Here is a 26227-nt window from a genome sequence, read left to right on the forward strand (position 1 = left end):
TGGCGATCATGGCGTCACCCGCTTGAACTCGACCACCCAGACCCATGGGTTGGCGTTCCAATCGCCGCCGGTGGAAGTCCAAAGATCAGCGAAGTCCTTTCGTGCGTCCTCGATAGCCTGCTGAGGCGCATCTAACCACCATTGACCTCCCCACATTGCTTCACCGCGGGTGCTCACGCCTTCAGCGGTTACCTGTTCTGGCGTGATGTCCTGCAACCGCTCGACGCGCACGTCGGTGATCTCCAGCAGGATGCGGCTGGCCCATCTCGGCATGTGGATGCTTGGACGCCATGCGCCGTCATACTCCATAGCTTCAGTATCTGGCTTCCATTCCGCTTTCGCTGGGATCTGGTTCAGGCCGTAGTCGCCCGGCGGACAGCTTGCCCGGTAGATCCGTGCCGCACCTCGCTCATCGCCTTTGACCAAGTTGTCTTGCCAGTCGATACAGCAGCCGTCCTCGTTACCGAGCAAGGCGAAGGTCTCGCGCACCCACAGCCGGTCGCCCGCCCGACCATACGGGCACTCCGGATTAGGCTTTGTCACATCGGGGTTGCGAATGAACGGCTGGCCCAGGCCATAGCTGCCGATATCGGCTTTCGAGTGGGGCTGACACTTCACCTCGCGCCGCGTGACCGTCTTCCGGCCTTCCAGGATGGCGCGCACCATCGGCGCCGAGAATAGGATCGGGCGTTCCTTTATTTCAGACATGTGTCGTCCTTGCCGCTATAGCGGCTGACTTTGAAGGGGGGGTTACAGATTTTGCGGGGTTACACGGGTGATCGTGAATCCACGGTGCGTGTTGCGCTGGCCCTTAAGGCAGGAGGTGACAGTCGAAGGGTTCATCCCAGCGGCGATCAGGTCTTGCCGGCCTCGCAGCATCAGGCCGAATCCCGACTTCTCCGCCTGAATCCAGCCTTTTGATCTTCTGGCATTCAAGTCTTTGCCGTACACGATCAGGCCGGTATCAATGGCGTGCCTGACGTTATCGCTGATGGAGCACCACTCAAGGTTGGTCAGGCGATTGTCGGATTTTATTCCGTTTCGGTGATTAACATGGGGCAGCAAGGAATGTCCAAGGAATGCCAGGGCAACTGCCCGATGGACTCGCATGTCTTTACCCGCCAGGATCACAGATAGGTAGCCATCCTTGTCGCGCTTTTTGGTCATCAGCCTTGGATCTCGCCACTTCCCGAGATAATCATAGCGGCCTGCTGACCTAACATTTCCGGCGTCACTCACCTCATAGCGTTCGTGGCCGGGCAGCACCTTCCATATTTCTTCGGGCATGGTATCTCCATGGCCGCGAATGCGGCTTTTGTCAAAAGAGTACGGGTGTACTCCTATCGGGATTTGAGTAACTCGCGCAACTGAGCGTCGGCGGCTTGCATGTCGGCCATCGAGCGAAACCCGATGTTGATGGCGTACTTTCCGCCGCCGGATTCGGTCGTGTAGAAACCAGTGTTGAGCACGTCCACCGCTACCGGCTCGGGCTGCTCGGCGCCGAACTCGAGATAAGCAAACCACAGGCCCTGCACATACTCGTCGGCGTAACCGGTGCAATCATCGCCACGGGCCAGGGATCGACCATCGAGGAAGCCGAAGACCGGGTGCTTGGTTGCCATCACCCATTTCTGAAAACGCTCGCGCTTACCTTCAACTTGCGATTTTGCGCAAGGTGCCGATTCAGCATCCAGCAGGGCGCGCAGCTCTTCCCGAACCAAGTCGCTGTCAGCCTTGGACGGAGGAACCTGCATAGGTGCATGCTGGTCGAGGTGATGAGTTAGAGCCTCAATAGCGTGCTCAATAAGCTCACGCGATACGCCGTAAATCGTTTGATTGATGGTCATGGCAATTCGTCTCCGACGATCATTTTGCAGGGGCCCAGGCGTACAGCCTTGAGTTCAGCCCGCAAATCATCTATCTCCTGATCGGCAGCGGTCAGGCGCTGTTGCAGGGCGTCACGCTCTTTGATCGCGAGCGCGTGTTTGCCGCGCCAGTGCAGCACTGCGTCCAGTTCTTCAACCGTTTGAATTGGCTTGCTCATGCTCAGAACCTCAATTGTCTGTGCCTGTGTAGGTGCGCCAAGGCACCTTCACTCCGTTGACCAGAAAGCCCCAGTCACCGCGCCACTTGCTGGTGATGAACAGGGTGTAGACGCCGCCGGGGGAAATCTGGCAGATGCGGTGGTACTCGCCGTGCCGCAGTCGGGCAGTGTCACCAGCCTGGCGATGGATGTATTCCGTGGCCTGGGCCGAGCTGCTGTAGCCGAGCGCCGCAAGCTCCTGATCGAAGCCCTCTATCAAGCGCTGTTCCGTGTACCAGCCGCGCAGGATAATCGTGCGCGCATTCCACGGATGGTCATGCAGATCCCGGTCTTCGTCGTGCCGCATGATGTGGTGCACGCGGAACGACCATGGGCACCACCACAGCGCGGGCTTGTGGGTTTCGCGGGAGTAGGGGTTGAACAGCCACCAGCGGCCCATGTACATCTCGGCGCCGTCGGCGGACATGATGTGCAGGTACGGTGTGCGCTTGGCGCGGGTGATGAGCCAGGCGGCGACCGCCGGGCGCGCAAGCAGCTTGGCGACGATGCGCCAGAACAAGTTGATCACGGGGAGTCCTTGCCGGGCCATGCCCGGGCGGTGGAGTGGGGTAATTAGAGCGAAACTTCGCCGGTATCGATCTTGCGAAGCTCCATCACTTCTATTCGGTTGGTGCCGTCAGTGATCACCCAGCACGGCAGTTCAAGGTTGCGGAAGGTGCCGTGGTAGTTTCGGTAGGCGCCGAGCGCTGCCTTGCGGAAACAATCAGCTGCTACCTTTCCGATAGGCGTTGGCTGCCCCCCCCTAGCAGACAGAGCTCGAACACAACAGCATTTTGAATTCGCTTTGCCGCCGCGCGGATGGTGTTCGGTGCCAGATGAAAATCCTTGGCGACCTCAACAACGTGCTTGTAGAGGAGGGCGTCGTGGATTTTTTGGTCGCGCTCGCCGTTACGCAGGCCAGCGTAGATGACTGCTTGCATGGGTTATCTCCAAGCGTGCGCCTGCCTCGCCGGCTGGCGTGATTCGTTGATGGGGTATTACGGGTGACCGGCATGGAGCCGGATTAAGGAGAAGTTATGAAACCGCAGTGGATCGACCATGGACCAACATCCTCACCATCGAAAGCGGAATAGGAAAAGGCAAGGAGGTGATGGCTCAGCCAACCTGGGGCGCAGACAACGACCCCATACCTATCTCGGTTTATGTGACCGTGAATGACGATGGCGACAGAGTTATCGGCACGATCAATGGGCCTTTCGAAAGCGTCAAGCATGCTGAAAGGCTGGCACTTGAGAAAGCGTCAGCTTGGTATGAGCGTGGTAACGGCTGATAGGCGTTAGGCTGCTTGTCGCTGCCCCAGGACTGTCTGCCGTGCCGTTTCAAACGCGCTGCCGAGGATCTCGGTGGCGCCCTCGATGTTCTCGTTTCCATCCTCAAGCCTGAGGCCGAGGTTCAGGTAAACGACCCCATCCAGCTCGAAGAACACGCCGCCGAACATCCACAGCGCGCCGGGGTTCAGGCCGATCGCCTCCCAGGCCTCGTCCATGTCGATACTGGCGGGGCAATGCTCCTTCCACAGCGTGACCAAGCGCTCGTGCTCGACGACCTGCGCGGCGCGATCTTCTTTCGAGGTGCCTTTCGCTGGCTTGGCGCTGGAGCGAAGCGCGCGGTAGCCATATTGGTCGGGGCGACACCAATGCACGTCAAGATCACGGCTTGCACTGAGTTTCACTCCGCCGACATAGCTGCGGCTGCCTGAGCGCATCGGAGATGTTTCTCCGCCGAACACCTGGCCCAGCTTGGCGCGCTGTGTATTCCAGGCTGAGCGCTTGGCATCCCAGGCGATGACGGCGGCAACCACAGCCGGGGCGGTGGTCTTGTACATGTAGTTGCTCATGGATTATCTCCAGTCAGGCGCCGCCCTCCGCGTTACCGGATGCAGCGAGTAGGGTGGGTTATTCGTCGCCGTCGTCTTCGGCGTTCATTTGGAGCGATTCGGCGAAGCCCGCTTGCCGTAATTTGCGCGCCACGTTTTCTGTTATCTCGTAGCCGTGGGGCTTAATTTCGAATAGAGGGGCGGACTTCTCCGCGCCCAGTGAGTGGGCATATGCGATCAGTCGCCAGATGGTTATTCGGTCTTTCGTCTCACCCAGTTCAGCGGTGAGCGCTGCCAGCCGGTCACGCATTCCCTGGCGGAAGTAGTGACGGATGATGTCGGACGGCCCTTTTACCTTGGGTGCTGCTGGCGGCAGATCTTCTGCCTTGGCGTTGCGCACCAGCAGTTGCACTGCCTCGCCGACTTCCTTGATCTCACGCCAGAGCATCAGCTCGTCGAGCATCTGCCGGGTGCCATACGGGACCGTGTGCCGCAATTCCTGCTCGCCCAGTTCCTTCCGCTTCTCGGCCAGCCTGGCTGTTCGTTCTTCCTGGGTCACAGCCATGGCCTACCTCTTCTATTCCGCTGGCCGGCAGTGCGAGCCAGGTTTGACGCTTGCGTTGCTGGACTCGACTCACGCGGCGCATCGCTGGCCGCCTGCACGAGACTTCGGATAGTCGATCGAGTACTTTTCAAGGATTCGAGTCAGCGTGGTGCCGGTGATGTGCAGCTTCACGCACAGACGGCGACGGCTGATTCCAAGCTCTTTGAATGCATTGATCCGCTCAACCAAGGATGCTTCGCGCTCGGCGGCAGCCTTGATGAATCCGGGGCTGTTGTGCCCGCCGTGTGAGGACCGCTTGAACTTGAAGTCGAACTCTTTCGACATACTGAGCAGGGTTCGCCTGCCGATTCCGGTGATGTCGATCACTTCGCTCTGGGTGTGGTCTGGAGCAAGCTCCATCACCCATTCAACGCGCTTGCGTCGCTGCTCTTGCTGAATCTCCAGTGGAGTGGGCGGCGGCGGCGCGACCGGCTCAACTCGACGCCGAACAAACGGCTTCGGTGCCGGCGGCTCTTGGGGTACATATACGACGGGTTTCGGTGGTGGGGGAGGTTCGATCTCTTCGATCTCGCCGCCGGCCGCCACAAACTCGGCGACCTGGGCCGCCAGCTCATTGGCTTTTGGCCGTAGTGCCTCGACCAGGCTGAGGTGGTTGCTGATCATGATCAGGCTCCTAGGCGATGGGCTTGCGCCCGGGCTTTGTCCGCGACTTCATCAACCATCCTGCCAAGCTCCAGATTGAACTGGACCAGCTCTTGATGAAGCATCGCGATGTACTCCTCATCGCGCTCAATGGTCTCGATATACAGCCGGCAGTCTTCATCCTGGCGTGGATCGAATGACAGGAAATCCCACCACTCCCGGCCCGTGACGAACATGCAGCCCTGAACCTGCGGCTTATGTTCCTCGGGCATGCCTTCAAGCCAGGTGCGGACGTGGACGGCCTCATTGAATGGGCATTTCGACTCAATACCCCCGTCCTCGCCAATCAATCCGTCCGGCGAACAGCCCAGCCAGTCGTATTTTGGATGAACTACGAAGCCCGATTTGATGACGCTATTACCAGTCAGGATTTCGTAGAAGTCGTGGCTCGACTGCTCAACCTCGGTTCCCCAGGCCATCGACTTGCTGCTGACCGAATGTTTCGATCGGTTGGCCAGGCGCTCAAAAGCCAGCTCGCGCATGTAGGTGGTACGGGCCGCAAGCGGCTTGCGTTTGCCGTGTTTGTCACGGTCGCCCCATGCAATAACATCCTTGAATCGGCTGGCGGTGAGTCGCCCGCTGCGGTCCTGGTGCCACTGCTCGGTGCGCTGAAGGTCTACAGAGGCGTTCATTGAGTATCGTCCTGACTATCGACGTCGGCAGCAGCGTCGGCGCTATCGCTGACAGTTGTGAACTCGGCGTCGATGGTTTGTGCAATGGCCTTAAGTTCGCCGTGACGGGTCACGCCAATGGCGCCGCGCTGCTGTGGTTTCAGGGCTTTCCAAGCTTTTTCATAGCCTTCGATGCCCTGATCTTGAGCGATTTTTTTCAGCTGTTCGAAAAGGTCGGAGGCCGCATCTGTTGCGTCGCCCTGGGGTACTGAAGCGGCACCTACGTCAGCAGGCTTTTCGCTGGCAGATCTCGGGGTAACATCTGTTTCCGGAAGCGTATAGCCGTCGTCCAGCTCTTCGCGTGTGTACACGCCCAGGATCACGTCAGGGCAGTACAGGCGAGCCCATTTCTTGAGGGCCAGGTAGGCGATCTGCTGCTTCGGATCGTCTGCCCACAGCGTCGAGTTCCGGGTCCGTGCCTGAGTCATCAAGGTGGTCAGTTCGCGTGGGGTATCCTCGCCCACGAACGTAGCCCAAACGCGGACGCCCAACCCTTTCTCGTCATTAATGTTCCAGTTTGGGACGCGATACTTTTTTGGCTGCCCGTGGTCATCCGTTTGTTTTTTGCTCTCGATCTCGCGGAAATTGCCAATGATTTTGTCCCAGTCGCCAAACCACTCGTAGTGAATTCGATCAATGGTCGGGGCCCGGGTGGTGATGACCGCGTTGACCAGTTGGGCTTCATAGCTCAGTTGGCCGCCGTTAACGATGAAGGTCTTCTGCGCCACTTGGAATGGGTTCATTCCCCACTGCATGGACTGCATGATCACTGCCATGCAGTCAGCGGTGTTGCCGTGAAAGTGCTTCGGTAGCGTGGTTTTGCCCCCTGCCATGATGCCCGCGAGCTCAGTCATCGACTGCATGCTGTCGCGGTTGAGGATCAGCCCAGTCGGGCTGGTGTCCATTGATACGGTAGAAATCTGGGTTTGGGCGCTCATTGCTAACTCCATAGCCGACGACTTTGGTCGGCCTCCGGGGTGGTTTCAGGGTTCTTTAGAACGACATGGCGCGAAGCCAGGCAGAGGCTTCGTCATTGGTGACGCAGAAGGCCATGGCTACGACCTCGACCACTTCGCTGGCGCTTGGAATGTTCGAGTCAGCGAATGCGTCCGCCGCTGGGGTCGGATCAACTTCCGCTACAACCGTTTGTGCTGGGTCAGCAATCACTGGAGCCGCAACGACATTCACTGCTGGGGCGGGCGTAGCCGCCTGGGCACGCAGACGGGCCAGCTCTTCCTGATCGCGCTGATACTGCGAGTCACGTTCACGGTGCTGGCGTTGTTGTTCTTCCATGTCGCGGCGCTGCTGGTCCAACTCGTCCTGCTGCTTCTTCAAGCGCAGACGGTCTTCCTCGGCGCGCTGCTTGCGCAGCTCTTCAGCCTCTGCGTCGGCGAGTCGTTGCTTCTCGCGCAGCTCGTCCAGTTCTTTCTGCTGGGCCAGCAGCTTGGCAGCAGCTTCCTCTCGATCAATGGCAGCCTTGTGTAGCGCTTCCAATTGCTCAATGGCGTTGTCGCGAGCGATGGTGCCTTCGGCTTCAAATTCGCCATATTCTTCGGGCAGGATCACCGACTCCTTAACGCCTTTCAGAATTCCGGCGACGTCGGCAGCGCTGCGGCTTGCGTATGCGGCGGCGACAGAGCTGAAGCGGGTAATCTTGGCCCGGATGGCTTCGACACGCTCAGCCTCGACACGCTCGCGCTCTGCCTTGGCATCAGCTACGCGTTTTTCTTCGGCTTTGATTGCTTCGTCAACAGGAGTCTCGATTGCCAAGACTCGATCTTTCAGCGCCTCGCCGAACTCCTTTACCTGGTTGACGCGAGCCTGAGCTTCTTTGACCTTTTGCTGATATGGCACCAATGCGGTTTTGGTGGTCTTATCCAGGGCGTAGCGCACATCGCGGATATCGACGCGAACTTCCTTCGCGCTCGCCAAGCCTTCGCTCGTCGAGCAGTCAACGACCAGCTTCGCGTAAGTTGTTTCCAGGCGCACGATTTGCTCCTCGTGCGGCCGATACTCCGCGATGTCGGTGACTGCGACAGCTGGGGCAATGGACTTCTTGGATTCTTCGGTTTCGCCCATTTCGAGCGATTCTTGTGCGGGTGCTTTTTTAGTATTTGTGGACATGACGATCCCTCGCCGCGCCTGGCGCAGCATTGAAAGTGTTTGTGGTGTGGTTACGCCGTCAAGCGGCGGTATATGTGGAGGCGTTGTAGTTGGCGTAGATTTTGTCGATGCGCGCTTGGTAATACCTGTGTTCGGCTTCGTCGATGGCTCGGAGCATGAACGCCAAGGTTATGCACGACCGCGCCGCTGCACTGGCGTTTGGTTTTCCGAGGTCGCGAATCAAGTTATCGACCTCGGTTTCTATCCAGCCCACGGCGATCTGATGGTCTCGCTGTGCGATGTTCATTCAACACCTCCCGCTGGTGGGCAGATCAACTCCATCTGCGCCATGGCTGCACCGACGCGAATCTTTAGGTTTGCGCGCTCCTTCAGTTGCCGAGCTTTACGTTCCGCCAGGTCGTCCGCCGTGTATTCATGGAACAGGTCGACGTGCTGTTTCTTCCCGAAGCTCGGTAAATCCCAGCGCCTGTCGGATTCCCTAGCCTGGGCGCTATCCGCGTAGCTGGTTGGCATGGCGAGTCTCCAAGCGCCGGGCGAGGGCGCAGGCTTCGTTGTGGTTGCGGCGGAACCCGATGACCTTGCCGGTCCGGCTGTCCACCACATGAAAGAAGTCGCGGCCTGCAGGCTTCACCATCATCCGGAAGGTGATCACTGGCTCAGGTCGCCCAATCAGCCGGTAGAATTCGGCGGTGGCGATCCGGGAACGCTGATGCAAGCCTTCGACGATGTCGCGGCGCGATTGGATGCTGTGGTGCATGGTCACCTCCAAGGTGGTGGGTTGTTCACCTGTATTCGTCAACACTCATGCCTCCCGCTGGTTGCCGATGGGCGCGGGGGAGGAATGCTGACGTAATAGAGGTGGGGAAGGGTGCAGGCGCCCGGCACTTCCCGGGATGTGTCGAGTCTGGCCAGCTATGCCCTCGGACTCGCCTGCGGTGTTCTTCTTCATTTGGGGTGGGCCTACCTTTCGGCCGATGCGCGGTGACATCGTCGGCCCTGCTGTCCGCTGCCTGTTGGGGTGATGGGCGAAGCCTTCAGGCTTGCTACGCCACGCGGGTGAATCGTTGATCTACTTCATGGCCGTATCTCCTGTTGTTCGCTCACTGGGAAGGCAGTGGCTACCTATGGGATGAGTTTCTTGAGCGCTGACTTGCCCAGGCCGCGAATCGACAGCCGAAGGTGTCCGAGGTCCTTCTTGACCCTCTTGCGCTCAAGGATGAAGTGCCAGGCCCTGGTGCAATGCACGCACTCCTGATCGGCGAGGAAGTCTGCAATCTCATCGATCTGCAGCCCGACCATTCCATAGCCGCAGCTGGACGGCTCGCGGTGCTGGAACGCTCCCCAGATGTGAGTTTTGCGGCGGTGCTGCTCGTCGTGCAGAATTTCGTGATGCTCGCCATTCGGCCACGGCAAAATCCCAAGGATGTCGTCATGGGCGCTTGCAGGCCTTGGGCCGATCTGGTCGTAACCGTTCTGGCACTTCCCAATGCACACCCCGATGATGCGAGTCAGGCGCTTGATCTGCTGTAGGCACGTTTCGTGTGCGGCCAGCGTGATTACCACTTTCCGCTCGAAGTTCATGTGCGGTTTCTCCGGTTGTTTTCCCAATGCCCACCGCTCTGGATGGGCATCAGTGAAAAGGTCCGTCATGCATACATCCGAACAGTCACGAAGCCGTTGCTCTCCACACGGTGCGTCCAGCGATTGAACCAAACGCCATCGCCGAACTTCTTCATCGCCGCTCGGCGAACCTCGATGACGATGCTGTCGGCGGTGTCGCCCTTGTCAGGTGCTACGAGCCAGTCGAGGCGTTTGCCGTTGCTCAGGCTGCTGTCTATATAGAAACGCGCCATTTGCTTATCCCTCAATACCAAAGTGGCGGCGAACTACCTGCTCGCCGATTTCTTCAAGCAGCGCCTCAACACCAAAGTGATTGACGACTTGCTCAACTTCGAAGTTTTCCAGAACCGTTGCGCCGTCTGCATCGAATGCCGAGACAGCCATAAACGTGCGACTAGTCGGGTTGACGTCGATCTTGCCGGCGTCGAAATTCAAAACTGAGATATTCATTCCTTTCCCCTTTCAATGATTTCCCAGATGACCCTGTCGCCAAGGTCATCGAGGAAATCTGTGGTCTCCACCACGCGCATCGCCCGATTCATATCTCTGGCCGGCGTCACACATTTCGTGGACGGTGTTCTTCGCCGACCGGCTTGCGTGGTTTCGCGTACTCACATGTGGGAGTACGGCAGCGATCCAGAGGCTGCATGGACGACGGTTTAGCTTTCTCACCACCGGGGTTGCCGGTACGTCGTTGGGTCACGTCAGGTTTTAAAAGAGCGTTCGGCGTCTGCCTGGCATCGCTGCCTGTGTTGCGGCGGGCTGTGAGGCCCTGGCGAGTCCCTGTTGGGTGACTCGATGGATTAATATTGCCTGGGGAATTATTAATGGTCAATGCCTGAGGAAATAATATTTTCTGGAGACGTAAAAAACCCGCACTTGGCGGGCTTCTTTAGGCGATAAGGGCTTAGTCCTCGGTAATCATCTTGTACGTGATGATCTCTCTGTCTTCCAGTGCCACGTACCGCACGTACTTCATTACCTTGATGGAGATTGGCATTCCCAGGCTGAGCTTTTGGATCTCTGGGAACTGCTGGCGGTTGTAGCTCACCTTTTGCTTGGAGTTGCCACTCCTGACGTAGATCGTTCCATTTTCCTTAAGATCTGCCACCACACCGAAAAGAGTAGTCGGCTCGGGCTTGATGTCTTGGTGTGCGGAAAGCCTATCATGGGTTATGCGTACCGCATCCAGGGTGCCGCCCCAGTGGTAAACCTTGGAGTTAGGGGCCGGCCAGGAAAGCTCTGCGCCGATCTTGCTGGCCTCCAAAACCCCAAGCATATCGCTCAAGGCTTTTGTCGCTGGAACCCCTATTACGGCGACCAGCTCCCTGATCCGATCATGAGTAGGAGCCTTAAGTACGTCGAATATCTGCTCAAGCGCACCCTCCATGATGGACTCTCCAGTCATATCTGGAGCCACATTCCCAGCGAAAATCAAGCGGGTAGATCCAAATGCCAGATCAGAAAGCCTGAGATCCATCTCTCTCGCCAAGCTCTCAGGAATGCCTTTCTTTGGATTGGAGCCGTGGCGAAGGTGGTAGGCCGCATAGGAAAGTGCGCGATTGAAGGAGTCAGAAAGCTTGCTGAGCAGCTTCAATGGAATACTGCCATCCATTCGCATGCCAATCAGTCGGAGCTGCACAACTTCAAGTTGAAGGCTCGCCTTGGCTTGACGGAGCTCCTGATGCAATTCGTCCTGGTGCGATTTCCAGGAATTGAGGGCCACCTGTAACGAGTATTTCCCCGGAGACCGTGCAAGCGCTTCCGAATCACGCTCAATAAATTCGTCAACCTGAGCAAGCTGGCGCTCAAGCCAATCGATACGATTTGCCTGCTCAGTCATAGGTTAACTCCAATCGAGGCAAGACCTTTAGGTGTCACCTCGTCTCGTTGAGTTCCGAAGAACCTTTTCCAATACTCGACCCCTCGCTCATCATCCGTTCGAACCTGGAAAACGTGAAGGTTAAAGCGTGTCTTGATGGTCAGCGTATCGAAAAGTCCGTTCAGGACTGGCCTAGCAGACTCAGAAATATTGTCGAGAGATTCTGACTCATAGACCAACACCAGATCTATGTCCTCGGGCTCTTCTTTGTTGCACATGAAAGACCCATCAATCCATGCAGAACCCTTAAATCCAGTGGCCTCCAGCATTTCCAAGTATATACCAAGGGTTCCGAACAGACCTTTCCTTCTGGCGGAATCAGGGAATTTATCGACGGTTAGTGGCTTGAGAGAATCCAGCGTGTAGTCGTGGATTCCACCAGGAAGCAGAGGCGGGTAGTCAATCTTTTCTTGGGTCATCGGATGGCATCAATAAGTCCATTGCTTGCTTGAGCTTCAGAGCTTGTTCCTCTGTCATCCCGAGCATCCTGCTTGCCATATCGTCTACAGCCATCCGGTGCTCAGGGCTAGCCTGGGCATACAGATCATTCTTTTGATAGTCGTTGTCGGTGTAGACCTTTGCCACATCAGCAATTTCTTCAGCTAAGCGCTTGCTGTACAGCTCGGCTGGTATGCCGAATATTTTGTAAATGCCGACCGCTATGTCCTTGTTCAGGGCCAGTCGGCCATTCAGATAGTTGCTGAACGATCCCTGGTTCATGCCGAGCGCGGCGCCGGCCATTTCTTGCGTGATCCGTTTTTCTTTGGGGCGCGAAAAGTTCTCCTGGAGTACCAGGGCCTTCAGGGCCGCACATTCTGCGAGCTCCCAGTCTTCCAGCTTTCTCTTCTCTTTGCTCATGGCGGGCGAGTGTATTTCCGTGGGTATTAGCTAACAAATTCCGCAGGCATTGATTTATTTCAATTCCCAAGGCAATAATTGCCTCCAGGAACCATGGAGGAATGGCTATGAGCCGAATCCCGCTATCCAAATTCGCCGAAACCAATGGGCAGACAAAGACTGCCGTACTGCTCGGCATGACTCAGGGAGCCTTGAATAAGGCTCTCCGGGTTGGCCGCGACGTGTACGTGATAGAGCACTGCGACGGCTCCTTCACCGCCGAAGAGCTGCGCCCGTTTCCAGTTCAGTCCGCCAAAAGAACAGCCGCCTAACCCACCTTGCCTGCTCAAAGGAGCAAAACGATGCACTTCGACCCAAGCCACATGCACGACAAGCCCACAAAGGTCCGTCTCGACGAGGTGGCCGATGACCTGCTGACAGCGATGGCTCGTTTTCAGCGCACACAGAAAGCCGTTCTCGCCCGGGAAATCCTCGAGCGCGGCCTGAACCAGATGATGGAAGAGCTTAACGCCAAAACAGACGTGGCATGAAGTTGCCAAGGAGTCCCTGTGCCTGAAAGAAAACCATTGGAGGTCTGGCTTGACGGGAAAGGCCAATCGCAACTGGAGCTGTTAGCCAAAGCGAACGGCATCACACCTGAGCAGCTGACCACCAAGATCATGAACGAGGCGCTAGATCGAATGACGCGCCCACCAAAAAGCCGGAGCAACGTCGCTTCTATAGGACGCAAGGGCTGATTAGCCCCTCAGGGACTATTGAGGATCTGCCAGTGAAACAACCCAGCAGTAAATCGGACGCACAAAAAAGCCACCGGGCAATGGTGGCTTTTCGTGCAGCACTTACAAATCAGTTCTGGAGCGAATAATGCCTATTCCCCAATCAGTCGTCAACATTAACGAATCCGCGCCACGTTTTCTGCAATCGCAAAACGTGGCGCGAGAAGTTTCTATGTCCAGCTCCGAAATTGCGGACCTTACCCGGAAGCTGCACAAAAACGTCATCCGTGACATCCGAGAGATGCTCGATGAGCTGAAAAAGGATGGCTCAGATGTGAGCCATGTACGTGAAGACCTGGATTCGCGTGGATACACCTCAAATCTGCACCTTGATCGTGAGCTGACCGAATTGCTGCTGACCGGTTATAGCGTTCCTTTGCGCCTAAAGGTGATTCGTCGCCTGAATGAGCTTGAGGCTCAAAACAGGAAATCGGTCGCACTCCCTTCATACGCTGAGGCCCTGCGTCTCTATGCAGACCAGATAGAGCAAACAGAGGTGTTGCGCGTCGAAAATCACCAGCAAGCCGAGAAGATCGCCAGCCTTGAATCCATCTTCCAGGTGGGCATGACCCCTACGCAGTTCTGCAAGCGCCTGAATGGTGTGAACTGCCAGCAGGTCAACAACGCGCTACTGGCCCGCAAGTGGATCTTCAACTCGGAGCGAGACGAGAAGCGCTCGGTCAAGTTCCGGGTCGGCTCAATCGCCCGCGACAAGTACCTCACCGAGAAAGTTACCAATATCTCGAACGAGGGCATGGATACCTTCGCCAAGTACACACCGATCCTGCTGAAAGAGGGGGCCAAGCGCCTGCACGACCTCTACATGGCACAGAAGCTCCCTATGAAGAAAACGTGGGACGGCCAGTTCTGCCACTGCAAGGCGACCGAGGAGGACCTGGCATGAAAGCCCCTACCTACCAGCAACTGATCGAGCGAGCCGCCCTGACAGCCCTTGAGCTGTTCCAGGCTCAGACCACTAAAAAGGCCCTCAAGGCTGAATTGCGCTCGCTGTACGACACCTACTTCGAGGCCTATGGCCGACCTGATGGAAAGTTTGATCCGTACAGCGAAGCCTTCCTGCCCGTGATGAATTTCACCGAGGCGCAGTTCCAGCGTGTTCGCGCTGCCAAGAAGGCCGAGTACAACGCCCAGCGTCGTCACCACACCGCGTTGCGGGCTCTCAACGCATACCGGCCTGCCAAGACCAAGGAGGCCGCGTAATGGCCGGAGACTGGATAAAAATGCGAATCGACCTCCAAACCCACCCGAAAGTTTTCCGCATTGTGTCCGCATTGAAAGCGGACAGGTTGCGGGTGATTGGCGGACTGCATGTCGCTTGGAGCATCTTCGACACTCATTCTGCTGATGGCGTGCTGCCGGGCTATGACTGCAATGCGATGGACGCTGTGATCGGCTGGCCAGGGTTCACGCAGGCCATGATCGACGTGCAGTGGGCTTCTATCGATGAGGCTGGAAGCCTTGTAATGCCTAGCTTTGACGAGCACAACGGGGCAAGCGCCAAGCGCCGTGCGAACGACAATGAGAGGAAGCGCACCGCACGAAAGTCGGGAAGTGTCCGCAAAATGTCCGCAAGTGATGCGGACGAAATGCGGACCAGAGAAGAGAAGAGAAGAGAAGATCAAAACCCTCTCTCTGCGCGGGAAGCTGTCGACCCTCGCATGCCCAGCGAAATGACCCTCGACTGGCACCCGGACGACAAGCTGCTGAAAACCTACTCGGTTCACTCAGGCGTAGCGCTGGACCTGTTCACCGAAGATGCGCGCAGGGCATTCACTGCCCACTACGAGCCGCGCGGCCAAGTGAATACCCAGGCCGAATGGGTGCAGATGCTGGTGAAGTGGGTGCTGAGCGATCGGAATCGAGCAGCATCGTCGAACGTCAGGCAGTTCACGCCGCGCCAGAGCAATGAGCCCGACTTCGACAGCAATGCCTGGGCCGAAGGGCTTGTGGTGAGCCCATGAAGCCCGTCAGCCAACTGATGGCGACCATGGGCAACCTGCCGCCAGCCAATCACGCTCAACCGCTCCAGGTGACGCCACAGACGGCCGAAGTGGTGAATGATCTGTTCCGTCGCCTGCGCGGGATCTTCCCAGCGTGGCGCCAGGCGTGGCCGTCCACCGAAGCGCTCGACGCCGCCAAGGCCGAATGGATCAAGGAGTTCGCCGACGAGGGTATCCGCACCCTGGAGCAGATCGAGTTCGGTATCCAGAAGTGCCGCAAGCTCAAGAAGCCATTCGCTCCGAGCGTGGGTGAGTTCATCGCCATGTGCGTGCCGGGCCCGGAAGATTTCGGCATGCCTTCGGTTGCTGGGGCGTGGATGGAGGCGCTGATGGAGGCCTGCAGCCACGAAGGCGTGCGCATCGCTGCCATCGCCACCGGGCTGTTCGACCTGCGTTCCGCCAAGCAGGAAGACAAGGGCCTTCGCCAGCGCTTCGATCACAACTACGCCGTCGTGATCCGCCGCGCCCAGGAAGGCCAGCCGCTGGACGGGAAGATCCTCACCGGCATCGGCCACGACAGCCAGAAGACGGCCTTCGAACTCGCAAACGAGCTGGCCGACCAGCAGACCCAGGCGCGAATCCTTCAGCAAGGCATCCCGGCAGACGGCAAGTCAGCCCGTGAACTGCTGCTGGCAAAAATGAATATCAAGCGCGAAGCACCGCGCGGCAAGGAGGGCTTCTGATGAGCACCCCAGTGAAAAAGCTTACCCCTGCGCCTGAAGACTTGGTTCGTCTTCGCGATGAGATCGCCATGCACGCCTTGAACGGCCTGCTGATCAATGCGCAATGGGGTTACACGAATAGCGCAGGAGTTCGGAAGGTTTATCAAACTCCGCAGGAGTACACCGATCAGGCGTATCGCCTTGCCGATGAAATGCTGGCTTCTCGGGAGCGCAAGTAATGAAACGAGCAAACCCAGCCCAGCTACGCCAAGCCATTGAGCTGGCAAACAAGATGGTCAAGCTCGGAATCCTTTTTGTGTGTGTCCCGGTTGTTGATGAGGCGGACCACCTGAACTTGGCCACGCAAGCCACCGAGCGCCTGGAGCGCATGGCATTGATCGCAGAAGCAGCGGAGCAACGGACATGACCGACAAGATGCGTGAAGCGGTTGCGAGAGCAATCTGGAATATCCGCCGCGAAGAAGAAGACCGGTGCGACATGGAGCTTGAGGACATTGGCGCCGACCATTCCGTGTGGGCCGAGGCTGATGCCGCTATCGGGGCGATAGTGATCAAACTTCCCGAAAAATGCGAATACGCAGACGCCCAAAGCGACTACGCCAAAGGCCATCGCCAAGGCAAGCGTGACGTTGTTGATGTCCTAGAAGCTGCCGGCCTGAAGGTGAAGTCATGAACATTCATTCGATGCCACACGACGCAACGGTCAAGCACAAGGCCCTGCCGAAGTCTTGCCTTCTGAAGGTCACCTTCCTGCCATGGCGCTATCAGGCATGCAGGAGCTTTATGCGTAGCCGAGGGGCGAATCACTTATCGATTTGGGCGTGGAGATTCCACGTAGTCATTCGGCGCCCCTGGATGGCAGGTCCAGCACGCCAACTACATCCTGAGCTGTTTGAGGTGAAGCCATGACCTACGTCAGAGAGCAATCATCTACCGAGCTCGCTGTGCACATGCGCAGCTTGCAGAAGATGCCAGGCTGGCATGACCCACTTGCAGACCGCTTGTGGCAGGAGGTTGAAGCGCTCAAGGCCGAAGTCGCCGGCCTACGCACCGGCTACGAAGCCTACGAGCGGGTGAATGCTGAGCTGAAGGGTGAGGTGGAGGGGCTGCGCAAGGCTCTCACATCCTCCCGAGAATTCCTTATGCGTGATGCCAAGGTGCGGCGCATGACCGATGGAGCCCGGCACATATCGCCAATGTTTCCTCTCCGGAAACTGGTCATGGAGCAGATCGACGCCGCCCTGGGCCAGGGAGAGCAGTCATGAATATCCCAACCTTCAATCCGAAGGGTATCCGGCCCTGGATGATCAAGTACCAGTTTGCGGCGCGCGTCTACTGCTTGGTGATGCTGCCCATCTCCCCATTTATTTTTGGCGCCGTGATCCTTTGGGAAAACCGCCGCGACTTCGCCGAAATGAAGAAGCTCGCAGAAGCAGCTTTCTTGCCATGGAGGGCGAAGTCATGACCAACGTAATCCACAAACCCCGCCACTTTTGGTCGGCTGGCCCTGCGCGGGTTCGTGAGGTCTTGCGGCTCGCCTACCTGTTCGCTACCGAGCTTTCCGCCGCCGGCGCCGTCGAGGTGATCGTCCGCCCGGTGAAGTCCCGCCGCACCCTGGAGCAGAACGCCAAGCTGTGGGCGATGTTGGGCGACATCTCCCGCCAGGTTGAGTGGCCGGCCAATGGCGTCATGCAGAAGCTCGATAGCGAGGACTGGAAGGCGCTGATGACTGCCGCTGCCCGCCAGGAGATCCGCATGGCCCAGGGCATCAACGGCGGCGTGGTCATGCTGGGCGAAAGCACCAAGCGCATGACCGTAGCCGAGCTGGGCGACGTGATCGAATGCATGTACGCATTCGGCGCTGACAAGGGCGTGATCTGGAGCGAGCCGAAAGGGCAGATGCCAGAGCAATGGGAGGCCGCAGCATGATTTGGCTAATTGCGCTGATCCTCGCCCTGGGCGGCCAAACCTATGCAGCGGTGATGCTATGCCTCATCGCCGCCGTGATGGAGGCGTAACCATGAGCCTTCCATCGAAGCAACCCAAGCCAAAGACCTGCAAGAACCCAGCATGCAGGGCCTCGTTCGTCCCTCAGCGCCTGGGGCAGGCGGTGTGCAGTCCGAAGTGCGGCCTGGCCATCAAGCATGTGAACGAGGCGAAGGCGCGCAAGTCGCTGGCCCAGGTTGGCCGCGCCGACATCAAGGTTCGAAAGGAGGCCCTGAAAAGTCGCGGCGACCATATGCGCGAGGCTCAGCAGGCGTTCAACGAGTACATCCGCGCCCGTGACCAGGCCGCCGGTCACCTCTGCATCTCCAGTGGGAAGCCGTTGGACTGGAGCGGCAACGCGGTAGATGCAGGGCATTACCGCAGCGTCGGCTCAGCGCCGCACCTGCGCTTCGATGAGCGCAACTGCCACGCACAGAGCAAGCAGGACAACCGGTTCCTTTCCGGCAATGCCGTGGACTACCGGATCGGCCTGATCGCGCGCATCGGCCAGGAGGCGGTCGACGCCCTGGAATCTGACCAGAGCGTGCGCAAGTACACCATCGAAGAGATCAAGGCCATCAAGGCTGAGTACCAGGCAAAGACCAGAGAATTGAAGAGGGCGGCAGCATGATCTATACGAGCGTATCAGGAGCGGTCGTTGCAGCGTTGGCCGCTGGCGAGAAGTGCGCCTCTAAGGGGCAGGCATGGCAGAAGCTCTACAACCCCAGCGAAGAGGATGGCGGATGCCTTGCATCACTCTCTTCTGGCGGCGGCGATTTGGACAGAGCCCAGGTTGACTACTGGCTTGCCGCTAGGCTGCACCACATGCTCAAGCCTCGTCACTGGGACGTGCTGGGCGCTAAGTACAGCACTGGCCGTGCCAGGCGGTTGCAGGCGATCACCGGCATCATCCCTCTGGTGCCTAGCCCTGCACCAGCGCTGTTCGTACATAAGGCCGTCACCACTTGGTCGATCCCGAAGATGAAAGGAGCAAAGCGGAAAGGGCCAACATCGGTAACGGTGGAAATCCCTCTTGAGGTCGATGACTCTCGCCGCGATAAATTGATCAGCGCAGCGATTGCAGCTGGGAAGTCGGAGCGCGCAAGGCTTGAGGCGCTGGATCAGGATCTGATCGTTCTTCCCGACAGCTTTTACGACATGAATACTTGGGATATCGATGCGGCGCCCGAGTCAACCCGATATCGCTGGAGAGACGGAATCAAGAAAGAGCTCAACTTGATGGTCAAGGAAGCGCTCGCAGAGGTTCGGTTGATTCTTGAAGAGGAAGGCCTTTTAGTTCAGGACGCGGCATAGCTATTGACAACAGTGAGAAAGTGAGAGAAATTATACCCATCCTGTCATTCCTGCGTGTGTAGGACTGACTAAAAAGAGCCCGGCTACCGCGCCGGGTTTTTTATTGCTCAAAATTCACTGCAGCCAGGGCAGCCCTCGGGAGGCCTGGACGCTGATAAGCCGGTAGTGCAGCGCTACGGAAAAACACCGGCAGCCCGCGCGCCCTGACCTAACACGCTTTCAGGGTGGCGCGAGACAGGAACAGCGAGATCGATGCACTTGGGTGTCGACGCCGTGATGGTCTTTGGCTGGCAGCGTGGGAAGACACGCAATTGCGGGTAGCGCAGGTCGCTAGACAGCCTTCCAAGCTTTCGATCAGGGTTCGATTCCCTGTATCCGCTCCAAATCTGGCCCGAAGCATTGACGGTTGATGCGCCCGGCTCATAACCGGGGGAAGAGGGTTCAAGCCCCTACGGGCCGACCAGGCACGGGGCCTCAAGCCTCTGCGGCGTAGATCTGAGAACTTTCAGGGAGCCAAAACAACTTGAGCAACTGAGGGGGAGTGCCTCGGTGCCTTTTCAGGGCCTCGATATTGATCGGGGCCTTCTTGTTTTCGGCCCCGCCACACCCTTCGCTCTGAGCTGGGAGTGCCGCCGGGGCTGATCTATTCGCCGCTGCTCCCCAGCGTTTGGCCGCCACCTGACGGCCTTTTTTATTCCTCTACTCCCAGAAGGGAGGACTTCGGATTGAAAATCATGCCCGAAAAAGACCCTTCCTTCTGGGCGATGGTTTTGAATGCCCTCCGCGACAACGGGCTGGCCATGGTCCTGACGTTCCTCCTGATCTGGTTGCGGATTCAGTACGACGGCAAAGAGACCAAGCCTGTCCGCCAGATTATCGAGTCTGTCCTTGGGGCTTTGATCGTGATGGTGGTCGGCCTGACGGTGCAGAAGTTCGGCTTAAGCAGCGGGTGGGCATTCTTCGCTGCCGGCTTCGTCGGCATTCTCGGAGTTGATCAGGTTCGACAACTCGGCAAGCGCTGGTCTGAGCGCAAGGCGGATGAGCTATGAAGCTGATCGAGAACGTCGCTGCTTGTCACAAGCTCTGGTCTGTACGCCTGGCTCTGGCCGGTGCAGTGCTGAATGCTGGTGCAATTGGCTGGACGGTGTTCCAGGGCGCAGTCAACCCGCTGATTTACGCAGCCATCAACATGGCTCTCGGGGTCGGCGTTGCTGTTGTCCGTGTGCTGTCACAGCCGCAGCCTGACGGTGACAAGAATGAAAACCCCTAACTTCCTGAAATCAATCGTCGCATGGATTGCGAAACTCTTCGTAGAGGCTCCAGTCATGTCCGAATTGCCAGTTGAAGTACGGGCCGCCATTGCGTCGTCGGCTCCGGTCGTTGTGGTTCCTGAGGCTGCAGCACCTGTTGCCCAGGTAAGCGAGCCTGCACCCGTCGCCGCCCCAGCGCCCGACCTGATCGCCAAGCTCGAAACCATCCTGTCCGCCCTCGGCCATGAGATCCCAGTGTTCTGGGATGAGGCTGTAGCGTTGGCGAAGAAGGCTCTGTAATCGAATGATCATTGAATGACGTTCGAACGACGTTGAATGAGTCGTTGTGAAAACCAACCCCATGAATGAGGCTGACTATGGCCCTATGCGGCGCATCCAAGCGCGGCAACGGGGAACCATGCAAGCGTCACGCAATACCGGGTTCCTCTCGCTGCAAGCTACACGGCGGCAAGAGTTCGGGCCCCAAAGAACAGCGGGGCAACAAGAACGCCGCTCATCCTGGCTCCATCTACAGCAAGTTCCTGACTGATGAGGAAGCCGAGCTTCTGCCAAGCATTGAGCTTGGTTCGGTCGATGATGAATTGCGCCTGACTCGGATCAGGCTGATGCGCGCGCTGGCTCAAGAGGCTGAGCGTGGTGATACGGCTGAACTGGAAGCCCGCGTTGAGCGTGAAGGTGCTGGCGAGTACCAGGCCAAGACCGAAGAGAAGTTCAAGGTGCGCGACTACGCCGGGCTGATTGATCGCCTGACTGCTCGCATTGAGTCGCTGGAGGCTCGTCGCTCGTACTTGATGACCCAGAACCAAGAGCGCGCATTGCGTGGCCTTGAACTGGCTGACAAGGAGCGTGAGCACGGCAAGTCTGGCGGCGGCCCTGTCACTGGCATTGCGGTAAGGGTGGTCACCAATGGCGCGTGAAATCGAGATGGTGATGACCGCGCCGCAGTCTGAGTTCTTCCTGAAGACCTGCAAGTATCCGGCGTTCGTCGGCGGCTTCGGTACAGGGAAGACTGAGACCCTGGCCAACTGCGCTATTCGTGACGGCTTCGAAGCATCGACCGGCATGATTGCCCTCTATGAGCCGACCTACGACCTGGTGCGCCTGATCCTGGCGCCTCGGATCGAGGAAAAGCTCACCGATTACGGCATCCGGTACAAGTACAACAAGCAAGAGAACATCATTTACTGCAGTTCGGGCGGCTGTGCCGATTTTGTGCTGCGGACACTGGACAACCCGGCCCGGATCGTTGGCTATGAGTCGTACTGCGCTCATGTGGACGAACTGGACACGCTCAAGCGTGATCATGCTGCCGACGCATGGCGCAAGATCATTGCGCGGAACAGGCAGCGCCCCAAGGGCGTCCAGAACCCATTCAATCGGGTGAGCGTATACACGACACCGGAAGGTTTTCGTTTCGTTTACGAGACATGGAAGCGTGACGCCAAGCCCGGATACGAGATTGTTCAGGCGCCAACGCGCACCAATCCGTTCCTGCCGCCTGACTACATCGACAGCCTGCGCGCCAGTTACCCGCCGCAGTTGATCGAGGCTTACCTCGAGGGCGAGTTCGTCAACCTGACATCTGGCGCTGTGTACCCAGAGTTCTCCCGGGTGCTGAACCACTGCGACACGAATGTGCAGCCTGGCGAGCCGGTCCACGTCGGCATCGACTTCAACGTCAACAACATGGCCGGGATCATCTACGTCATGCGAGACGGTGCGCTGCACGCGGCTGACGAGATGGTCAAGGTGCGTGACACGCCTGAGCTGGCCCGCATGATCCGCGAGCGCTACCTGCTCCAGGGTCACCACGTAACAGTCTACCCGGACGCCAGCGGCCAAAACACCAGCAGCAAGGGTGCGTCAGTATCTGACCTGTCGATCCTTCAGCAGGCCGGCTTCACGATCCGCGCCAACAGCGTCAACCCACGGGTCAAGGACCGGGTCAACGCTGTCAACGCCCAGATACTCAGCGGGACCGGCGTTCGCCGCCTCAAGGTCAACACCAATAAGTGCCCAGCGCTCACTGAGTGCCTGGAGCAGCAGCCCTACAACGATCACGGCGAGCCAGACAAGACAACCGACCATGACCACGCATGTGACGCAGCCGGCTACCCGATTGCGTTCCTGTTCCCGGTCTGCAAGCCAGTCGCAACCCACGGCGCTCACGTGCCCCACATGAGCCGATAGCATGGACTTCAAGACACTCAAGGCCACATACCCGGCTGATCCTGACTATCCGCGGCGCACCGCTGACATCCTGGCGCTTAACCGCGTGATGGATGGCACGATGTATGACGAGCTTGAATACGCGTTCTCGATGGAGAAAAACAACGCCGGGGAATACATCTCGCTGTCTCAGCGGCGTCCCTCGGCGCGCACCAGGCTCTGCCCAACCGTAGTTGGCGATTCGGTGTCGCTTCTGTTCTCCGAGGGCCATTTCCCGGCTGTCGACTGCACGGATGAAGAAACGCGCGACACGCTGACACGGATCATCAAGGAGTCGATGCTCAACCAGGTCATGATCGAGGCCGCCATGAGCGGGTCGGTCGGCTCGGTAGCTGTCCTGATGCGCGTCCTCAGTGATCGCGTGTTCTTTTCGGTGATGTCGTCTGCCTACCTCACGCCTTTCTGGAAGGCTGACGCGCCTGACACGCTGGAAATGGTAACCGAGCGCTTCAAGGTGAAGGGCGACGTGCTGAAAGGCATGGGCTACGCCGTCGAAGAGAAGGAAACATACTGGTTTCAGCGCGACTGGACCTCGACCGAAGAGGTCTGGTACGCGCCGCTGGCTGTCAGCAAAGCCAAGGAAGGCGAAAAAGCCTCCAGGGATGAAACCAAAACCGTCAGTCACAAGCTGGGATTCGTGCCGCTTGTCTGGGTGCGAAACCTGCCCGGCGGTGATGATATCGACGGCAAGCCTACCTTTCCGGTTGAGGCGATCGACGTACAAATTGAGTCCGATTACCTGCTTTCCCAGGGTGGCCGGGCGCTCAAGTATCAGTCTGACCCGACCCTGCACATCAAAGAGCCTGCGCTCGGCGGTAATGGCGCGGTCATCAAAGGCGCCGCTAATGCCATCGTCACCGACAAGGATGGCGATGCAAAGCTGCTGGAGATCAGCGGTGACGCTGCGGGCGCGGTGATGGAGTGGGTCAAAGGATTGCGAGAGATCGCGCTTGAAGGCGCGGGTGGTAACCGCTCCAACGCTGACAAGCTGAGCGCCGCCCAATCCGGTCGCGCCATGGAGCTGATGAATCAGTCCCTGATCTGGCTGGCCGACAAGCTGCGCATCAGCTACGGCGAAGGCGCACTGCTCGAGCTGTTGAACATGATCGTCAAGGCCTCGCTGGTCTTCACGCTGGTCGACAAGAAGGGCAGGCCGCTTGGGAATCTCTCCGAAAAAGAGGACATCTCGCTGCGCTGGCCGCAGTGGTATGCCCCTACCTACGCAGACAAGCAAACCCAGGCCACGACACTTGATGTGTTGAGGCTTGCAGGCCTGCTGTCGCAAGAGACGGCCGTGAAGTCGATGGCTCCCTCTTACGACATCGCAGACCCGGCGGATGAAATCCGGCTCATTGAGACCGGTGGTCCGCCGCCAAACCAGCCGGTGCCGAAAGAGCCGACACCAGCGCCTGATTCAAACGATTAACCCTACAGCCTCGATGAATCGGGGCTTTTTTATACCCGGAGACGACAGATGTCCGACCAGCCAACACCAGCCGCAGACAAAGACCCGCAGACTTTCTCGCGCGAATACGTCAGCGAGCTGCGCGCAGAAAACAAAGGTCTTCGCCTGAAAAACCAGGAGCTGACCGGAAAAGTGGATTCGTTCGAAGCCACCAAAGCCGACGCCATCAAGGTGGCTGTTGAGGCTGCCGTGGTGGCGGCCAAAGCCGAAGCCACGACTGAAGTCCAGGCCGAAGCTGACAAGCGCGTCTTGCTGGCGGAGCTGAAAAGCGAAGCGGTCAAGGCTGGCATGGTTGACGTAGACGGCCTGAAGCTGGCCGATCTGTCCTCTGTAACCCTCAAGGACGGCAAGCTGGAAGGTGCTGAAGCGCTTTTCACTGGCCTGAAAGAGTCGAAGCCGTACCTGTTCGGCAAGCCGCCGACCAGCAGCAGCAACCCGCAAACACCGCCTTCTCCTGTTCCGCCTGTGGCCAAGAAGGTCACAGAGATGGACGACAAGGAATATGCCGCAGCCAAGGCCGCAGCACTGAAGGCTTAACCGCTTGATTCACCCACCGGGGCCAGACGCCCAAGGGGTAAGACACCATCGAACCCTTAGGAGTTTTGCCCCATGGCAATTAACAATTTCCCGGCTGCCCTCCAGCCAATCATTCAGCAAGGCTTTCTGGAACGCGAATTCCAGGCCGGTATCCATTCCCGCCTCGGCTTCCGCGCCATCGCTGATCGCGAAGAAATCCCGAACAAGGTCGGTGAGACGGTCACCAAGACCCGTCGCGGCCTGAAAGCGCCGGTTACCACCCCGCTGAACCCGACCACCAACACCAACCTGGACAACGGCCTGACCCCGTCCGGCTGGACCGTTGAGCAGTACACCCTGTCGATGAACATGTACGGCGACACGATCGACCTGAACATGGTTACTCAGGGCGTGGGTATCGCGAAGCAGTTCATGGAAAACGCCAACGTCAACGGCGTGCAGTCGGCTCAGTCCCTGGATCGCCTGGCGCGCAACGCGCTGTTCAGTTCGTACCTGGGCGGTAACACCCGCGTTCGTACCACTCTTGGCGCACCGGCTTTGACCCTGGCTGTCGATGACATCCGTGGCTTCCAATACGTGCTGGCCAACGGCGTGATGGTGCCTGTATCCGTCGGCACCCCGATGACTGTTACCGTCGGCGCCGGCGTTTACACCCTGACTGGCGTTGTGGCTGACGGCTCCAACGTTTCGACCGCGCCAATCGGCGTGTCGGGCGTCCTGACCTTCAGTGCAAACGTCAGCGTGTCCGACGGTACCGCGGGCAATGGCGTGATTTCCAGCGTTGGCCCAAGCGTGCTGCGCGCCTCCAATCGCGCGAGCACCTCCAGCTTGATCGCTACCGACCTGTTGACCATGCAGACCGTGCTGTCTGCCGTGGCCCGTCTGCGCACCAACAACGTGCCGACCATCAACGGTCTGTACAACGCCTACCTGGATGACAACCACCTGCTGGAGCTGTTCCAAGACGGCGACTTCAAACTGCTGTATCGCGGTGCCTACGGCTCCGAGACCTACAAGCAGGGCCAGATCATCGAGTTGCTCGGCGTGCGCTTCATCACCACCACCGAGGCTTACCAGCAGACGCTGGGCGGCGTGCCTATTCGTCGCGCCATCGTGTGCGGCCAGGGCGCTCTGGTTGAAGGTGACTTCGCCAGCATCGGCTACAGCGAAGTGGGCGACGGCGACAGCCTGAAAGTCATGGTTGACGACATCTGCATGGTGACCCGCGAGCCGCTCGACCGCCTGCAACAAATCATCGCCCAGTCCTGGTACTGGATCGGTGGCTTTGCAGTGCCGACCGATGCGACCGCCAACCCAACCATCATTCCGACCGCGAGCAACAGCTACTTCAAGCGCGCCGTCGTGATCGAGTCCGCCTAATCAAGCGCCGGGGTGAAAGCCCCGGCCACTGGAGAGAATCATGGGTCGAAAAAAAGACGACGCGCCACCTGAGTCGGTTGTGCTCACTGCGCCGTATGCGTTCATTGACGACACTGGCGCAACCCGTGCGTGGAGCCCGGGCGTGACTGTCACCGATGCAGAAGACATTGCACTTCTGGTCGATCGTAAAGCCCCGCTGGATGGCATCGAATACGAGGACTGAA

Annotated in this window: 46 protein-coding genes, 2 tRNA genes and 1 pseudogene; 28 read left to right on the forward strand and 21 right to left on the reverse strand. The window is 58.4% G+C overall.

Features of this window, described 5'->3' with window-relative positions; genetic code table 11:
* Nucleotides 1–6: 6 nt before the first annotated feature.
* The 6 genes from BLR63_RS29900 to BLR63_RS29925 all read right to left on the reverse strand — a co-directional run bounded on the left by BLR63_RS29900 (nucleotide 7) and on the right by BLR63_RS29925 (nucleotide 3024).
* Nucleotides 7–708, reverse strand: a complete 702-nt coding sequence (locus tag BLR63_RS29900) for an ASCH domain-containing protein (protein WP_010568094.1) — start codon at nucleotides 706–708, stop codon at nucleotides 7–9.
* A 42-nt stretch (nucleotides 709–750) separates the two neighbouring features.
* Nucleotides 751–1287, reverse strand: a complete 537-nt coding sequence (locus BLR63_RS29905; RefSeq protein WP_010568095.1) for an NUMOD4 domain-containing protein — start codon at nucleotides 1285–1287, stop codon at nucleotides 751–753.
* Nucleotides 1288–1340: 53 nt separating this feature from the next.
* A complete protein-coding gene (locus tag BLR63_RS29910; protein ID WP_130926180.1) occupies nucleotides 1341–1847 on the reverse strand; it encodes a hypothetical protein in 507 nt (168 codons plus the stop codon).
* A complete protein-coding gene (locus tag BLR63_RS29915; protein WP_010568097.1) occupies nucleotides 1844–2044 on the reverse strand; it encodes a hypothetical protein in 201 nt (66 codons plus the stop codon). The genes BLR63_RS29910 and BLR63_RS29915 overlap by 4 nt, the downstream gene beginning before the upstream one ends.
* Before the next feature lie 10 nt (nucleotides 2045–2054).
* Nucleotides 2055–2612, reverse strand: a complete 558-nt coding sequence (locus tag BLR63_RS29920) for a hypothetical protein (RefSeq protein WP_010568098.1) — start codon at nucleotides 2610–2612, stop codon at nucleotides 2055–2057.
* A 202-nt stretch (nucleotides 2613–2814) separates the two neighbouring features.
* A complete protein-coding gene (locus tag BLR63_RS29925) occupies nucleotides 2815–3024 on the reverse strand; it encodes a hypothetical protein (protein WP_010568099.1) in 210 nt (69 codons plus the stop codon).
* A gap of 107 nt (nucleotides 3025–3131) precedes the next feature.
* Here BLR63_RS29925 and BLR63_RS29930 point away from each other — a divergent pair, with 107 nt between their 5' ends.
* Nucleotides 3132–3374 (forward strand): hypothetical protein, encoded by a 243-nt coding sequence (locus tag BLR63_RS29930; RefSeq protein WP_010568100.1) that lies wholly within the window; start codon nucleotides 3132–3134, stop codon nucleotides 3372–3374.
* A 6-nt stretch (nucleotides 3375–3380) separates the two neighbouring features.
* Here BLR63_RS29930 and BLR63_RS29935 read toward each other — a convergent pair whose 3' ends face one another.
* The 15 genes from BLR63_RS29935 to BLR63_RS30005 form a co-directional block, all read right to left on the reverse strand.
* Complete coding sequence (locus BLR63_RS29935; RefSeq protein ID WP_010568101.1) at nucleotides 3381–3941, reverse strand: hypothetical protein; 561 nt, start codon at nucleotides 3939–3941, stop codon at nucleotides 3381–3383.
* A gap of 58 nt (nucleotides 3942–3999) precedes the next feature.
* Nucleotides 4000–4485, reverse strand: coding sequence for a hypothetical protein (locus tag BLR63_RS29940; protein ID WP_010568102.1), 486 nt, complete (start codon nucleotides 4483–4485; stop codon nucleotides 4000–4002).
* A gap of 69 nt (nucleotides 4486–4554) precedes the next feature.
* Complete coding sequence (locus BLR63_RS29945) at nucleotides 4555–5148, reverse strand: hypothetical protein (RefSeq protein ID WP_083365983.1); 594 nt, start codon at nucleotides 5146–5148, stop codon at nucleotides 4555–4557.
* 2 nt (nucleotides 5149–5150) lie between these two features.
* Complete coding sequence (locus tag BLR63_RS29950) at nucleotides 5151–5819, reverse strand: lambda exonuclease family protein (RefSeq protein WP_010568110.1); 669 nt, start codon at nucleotides 5817–5819, stop codon at nucleotides 5151–5153.
* A complete protein-coding gene (locus BLR63_RS29955) occupies nucleotides 5816–6796 on the reverse strand; it encodes a RecT family recombinase (RefSeq protein ID WP_010568111.1) in 981 nt (326 codons plus the stop codon). The genes BLR63_RS29950 and BLR63_RS29955 overlap by 4 nt, the downstream gene beginning before the upstream one ends.
* A gap of 55 nt (nucleotides 6797–6851) precedes the next feature.
* Nucleotides 6852–7982 carry a coiled-coil domain-containing protein gene (locus BLR63_RS29960; RefSeq protein ID WP_231998130.1) on the reverse strand — a complete coding sequence of 377 codons (1131 nt, stop codon included), beginning with the start codon at nucleotides 7980–7982 and terminating at the stop codon, nucleotides 6852–6854.
* 58 nt (nucleotides 7983–8040) lie between these two features.
* Nucleotides 8041–8268, reverse strand: coding sequence for a hypothetical protein (locus BLR63_RS29965; RefSeq protein ID WP_010568113.1), 228 nt, complete (start codon nucleotides 8266–8268; stop codon nucleotides 8041–8043).
* On the reverse strand, nucleotides 8265–8495 hold the full coding sequence (locus tag BLR63_RS29970) for a hypothetical protein (RefSeq protein WP_010568114.1): 231 nt from the start codon (nucleotides 8493–8495) through the stop codon (nucleotides 8265–8267). The genes BLR63_RS29965 and BLR63_RS29970 overlap by 4 nt, the downstream gene beginning before the upstream one ends.
* Nucleotides 8473–8784, reverse strand: coding sequence for a hypothetical protein (locus BLR63_RS29975; protein WP_130926182.1), 312 nt, complete (start codon nucleotides 8782–8784; stop codon nucleotides 8473–8475). Before BLR63_RS29975 ends, BLR63_RS29970 begins: the two co-directional genes overlap by 23 nt.
* Nucleotides 8785–9104: 320 nt before the next feature.
* Entirely contained in the window at nucleotides 9105–9563 is a 459-nt protein-coding gene (locus BLR63_RS29980) for a hypothetical protein (RefSeq protein WP_010568157.1), read from the reverse strand.
* A 65-nt stretch (nucleotides 9564–9628) separates the two neighbouring features.
* The gene (locus BLR63_RS29985) at nucleotides 9629–9835 is read right to left on the reverse strand and encodes a hypothetical protein (protein WP_010568156.1); all 207 of its coding nucleotides are present in this window, start codon (nucleotides 9833–9835) and stop codon (nucleotides 9629–9631) included.
* Nucleotides 9836–9839: 4 nt separating this feature from the next.
* Nucleotides 9840–10052 carry a hypothetical protein gene (locus tag BLR63_RS29990; RefSeq protein ID WP_047274375.1) on the reverse strand — a complete coding sequence of 71 codons (213 nt, stop codon included), beginning with the start codon at nucleotides 10050–10052 and terminating at the stop codon, nucleotides 9840–9842.
* 457 nt (nucleotides 10053–10509) lie between these two features.
* A complete protein-coding gene (locus tag BLR63_RS29995; RefSeq protein WP_010568078.1) occupies nucleotides 10510–11445 on the reverse strand; it encodes a hypothetical protein in 936 nt (311 codons plus the stop codon).
* Nucleotides 11442–11903: a DUF6932 family protein gene (locus BLR63_RS30000; protein ID WP_010568077.1), complete on the reverse strand. Its 462-nt coding sequence runs from the start codon at nucleotides 11901–11903 to the stop codon at nucleotides 11442–11444. Before BLR63_RS30000 ends, BLR63_RS29995 begins: the two co-directional genes overlap by 4 nt.
* Nucleotides 11884–12342 carry a helix-turn-helix domain-containing protein gene (locus BLR63_RS30005; RefSeq protein ID WP_010568076.1) on the reverse strand — a complete coding sequence of 153 codons (459 nt, stop codon included), beginning with the start codon at nucleotides 12340–12342 and terminating at the stop codon, nucleotides 11884–11886. The genes BLR63_RS30000 and BLR63_RS30005 overlap by 20 nt, the downstream gene beginning before the upstream one ends.
* A 107-nt stretch (nucleotides 12343–12449) precedes the next feature.
* Between BLR63_RS30005 and BLR63_RS30010 the strand changes: the two genes are divergently transcribed.
* From BLR63_RS30010 to BLR63_RS30135, 27 genes and pseudogenes are all read left to right on the forward strand, one after another.
* Complete coding sequence (locus BLR63_RS30010; protein WP_010568075.1) at nucleotides 12450–12653, forward strand: Cro/CI family transcriptional regulator; 204 nt, start codon at nucleotides 12450–12452, stop codon at nucleotides 12651–12653.
* Nucleotides 12654–12683: 30 nt separating this feature from the next.
* On the forward strand, nucleotides 12684–12872 hold the full coding sequence (locus BLR63_RS30015; RefSeq protein WP_010568074.1) for a hypothetical protein: 189 nt from the start codon (nucleotides 12684–12686) through the stop codon (nucleotides 12870–12872).
* An 18-nt stretch (nucleotides 12873–12890) separates the two neighbouring features.
* Entirely contained in the window at nucleotides 12891–13079 is a 189-nt protein-coding gene (locus tag BLR63_RS30020) for a hypothetical protein (RefSeq protein ID WP_010568073.1), read from the forward strand.
* Nucleotides 13080–13206: 127 nt separating this feature from the next.
* The gene (locus tag BLR63_RS30025; RefSeq protein ID WP_010568072.1) at nucleotides 13207–14022 is read left to right on the forward strand and encodes a Rha family transcriptional regulator; all 816 of its coding nucleotides are present in this window, start codon (nucleotides 13207–13209) and stop codon (nucleotides 14020–14022) included.
* A complete protein-coding gene (locus BLR63_RS30030) occupies nucleotides 14019–14339 on the forward strand; it encodes a hypothetical protein (protein ID WP_010568071.1) in 321 nt (106 codons plus the stop codon). The genes BLR63_RS30025 and BLR63_RS30030 overlap by 4 nt, the downstream gene beginning before the upstream one ends.
* Complete coding sequence (locus BLR63_RS30035; RefSeq protein WP_010568070.1) at nucleotides 14339–15100, forward strand: DnaT-like ssDNA-binding domain-containing protein; 762 nt, start codon at nucleotides 14339–14341, stop codon at nucleotides 15098–15100. The genes BLR63_RS30030 and BLR63_RS30035 overlap by 1 nt, the downstream gene beginning before the upstream one ends.
* On the forward strand, nucleotides 15097–15822 hold the full coding sequence (locus BLR63_RS30040) for a replication protein P (protein WP_010568069.1): 726 nt from the start codon (nucleotides 15097–15099) through the stop codon (nucleotides 15820–15822). The genes BLR63_RS30035 and BLR63_RS30040 overlap by 4 nt, the downstream gene beginning before the upstream one ends.
* Nucleotides 15822–16040: a hypothetical protein gene (locus tag BLR63_RS30045; RefSeq protein ID WP_010568068.1), complete on the forward strand. Its 219-nt coding sequence runs from the start codon at nucleotides 15822–15824 to the stop codon at nucleotides 16038–16040. Before BLR63_RS30040 ends, BLR63_RS30045 begins: the two co-directional genes overlap by 1 nt.
* Nucleotides 16040–16228 (forward strand): DUF1382 family protein, encoded by a 189-nt coding sequence (locus BLR63_RS30050; protein ID WP_083365985.1) that lies wholly within the window; start codon nucleotides 16040–16042, stop codon nucleotides 16226–16228. Before BLR63_RS30045 ends, BLR63_RS30050 begins: the two co-directional genes overlap by 1 nt.
* On the forward strand, nucleotides 16225–16494 hold the full coding sequence (locus tag BLR63_RS30055; protein ID WP_042948049.1) for a hypothetical protein: 270 nt from the start codon (nucleotides 16225–16227) through the stop codon (nucleotides 16492–16494). Before BLR63_RS30050 ends, BLR63_RS30055 begins: the two co-directional genes overlap by 4 nt.
* Before the next feature lie 232 nt (nucleotides 16495–16726).
* Entirely contained in the window at nucleotides 16727–17086 is a 360-nt protein-coding gene (locus BLR63_RS30060) for a hypothetical protein (protein ID WP_010568163.1), read from the forward strand.
* Nucleotides 17083–17286 (forward strand): hypothetical protein, encoded by a 204-nt coding sequence (locus BLR63_RS30065; RefSeq protein WP_010568162.1) that lies wholly within the window; start codon nucleotides 17083–17085, stop codon nucleotides 17284–17286. Before BLR63_RS30060 ends, BLR63_RS30065 begins: the two co-directional genes overlap by 4 nt.
* Nucleotides 17283–17750: a recombination protein NinB gene (locus BLR63_RS30070; protein ID WP_083365986.1), complete on the forward strand. Its 468-nt coding sequence runs from the start codon at nucleotides 17283–17285 to the stop codon at nucleotides 17748–17750. Before BLR63_RS30065 ends, BLR63_RS30070 begins: the two co-directional genes overlap by 4 nt.
* A gap of 91 nt (nucleotides 17751–17841) precedes the next feature.
* On the forward strand, nucleotides 17842–18438 hold the full coding sequence (locus BLR63_RS30075) for a recombination protein NinG (protein WP_083365987.1): 597 nt from the start codon (nucleotides 17842–17844) through the stop codon (nucleotides 18436–18438).
* Nucleotides 18435–19121, forward strand: coding sequence for a hypothetical protein (locus tag BLR63_RS30080; protein ID WP_010568145.1), 687 nt, complete (start codon nucleotides 18435–18437; stop codon nucleotides 19119–19121). The genes BLR63_RS30075 and BLR63_RS30080 overlap by 4 nt, the downstream gene beginning before the upstream one ends.
* Before the next feature lie 313 nt (nucleotides 19122–19434).
* Nucleotides 19435–19504 (forward strand) — tRNA-OTHER (locus BLR63_RS30085).
* Nucleotides 19505–19508: 4 nt separating this feature from the next.
* A tRNA-Ile gene (locus BLR63_RS30090) sits at nucleotides 19509–19584 on the forward strand.
* Nucleotides 19585–19855: 271 nt separating this feature from the next.
* A complete protein-coding gene (locus BLR63_RS30095) occupies nucleotides 19856–20170 on the forward strand; it encodes a phage holin, lambda family (RefSeq protein WP_042947841.1) in 315 nt (104 codons plus the stop codon).
* Complete coding sequence (locus BLR63_RS30100) at nucleotides 20167–20391, forward strand: DUF7940 domain-containing protein (protein WP_010567938.1); 225 nt, start codon at nucleotides 20167–20169, stop codon at nucleotides 20389–20391. Before BLR63_RS30095 ends, BLR63_RS30100 begins: the two co-directional genes overlap by 4 nt.
* Nucleotides 20378–20671 carry a hypothetical protein gene (locus BLR63_RS30105; RefSeq protein WP_010567939.1) on the forward strand — a complete coding sequence of 98 codons (294 nt, stop codon included), beginning with the start codon at nucleotides 20378–20380 and terminating at the stop codon, nucleotides 20669–20671. Before BLR63_RS30100 ends, BLR63_RS30105 begins: the two co-directional genes overlap by 14 nt.
* 77 nt (nucleotides 20672–20748) lie before the next feature.
* Nucleotides 20749–20820: pseudogene (locus tag BLR63_RS32530) on the forward strand (HGGxSTG domain-containing protein); the annotation flags it as partial.
* Nucleotides 20821–20997: 177 nt separating this feature from the next.
* Nucleotides 20998–21309, forward strand: coding sequence for a hypothetical protein (locus BLR63_RS31670; RefSeq protein ID WP_197676787.1), 312 nt, complete (start codon nucleotides 20998–21000; stop codon nucleotides 21307–21309).
* On the forward strand, nucleotides 21299–22582 hold the full coding sequence (locus BLR63_RS30115) for a terminase large subunit domain-containing protein (protein WP_010567941.1): 1284 nt from the start codon (nucleotides 21299–21301) through the stop codon (nucleotides 22580–22582). The genes BLR63_RS31670 and BLR63_RS30115 overlap by 11 nt, the downstream gene beginning before the upstream one ends.
* Before the next feature lies 1 nt (nucleotide 22583).
* Nucleotides 22584–24047 (forward strand): phage portal protein, encoded by a 1464-nt coding sequence (locus BLR63_RS30120; protein ID WP_010567942.1) that lies wholly within the window; start codon nucleotides 22584–22586, stop codon nucleotides 24045–24047.
* A 48-nt stretch (nucleotides 24048–24095) separates the two neighbouring features.
* Nucleotides 24096–24623, forward strand: coding sequence for a phage scaffolding protein (locus BLR63_RS30125; RefSeq protein WP_010567943.1), 528 nt, complete (start codon nucleotides 24096–24098; stop codon nucleotides 24621–24623).
* 72 nt (nucleotides 24624–24695) lie between these two features.
* Entirely contained in the window at nucleotides 24696–26003 is a 1308-nt protein-coding gene (locus BLR63_RS30130) for a hypothetical protein (RefSeq protein ID WP_010567944.1), read from the forward strand.
* Between the two features lie 40 nt (nucleotides 26004–26043).
* Nucleotides 26044–26226, forward strand: a complete 183-nt coding sequence (locus tag BLR63_RS30135) for a hypothetical protein (RefSeq protein WP_010567945.1) — start codon at nucleotides 26044–26046, stop codon at nucleotides 26224–26226.
* The last annotated feature ends 1 nt before the right edge of the window (nucleotide 26227 follow it).

Source organism: Pseudomonas extremaustralis (genome assembly GCF_900102035.1).
GTDB classification, from domain to species: Bacteria; Pseudomonadota; Gammaproteobacteria; order Pseudomonadales; family Pseudomonadaceae; genus Aquipseudomonas; species Aquipseudomonas extremaustralis.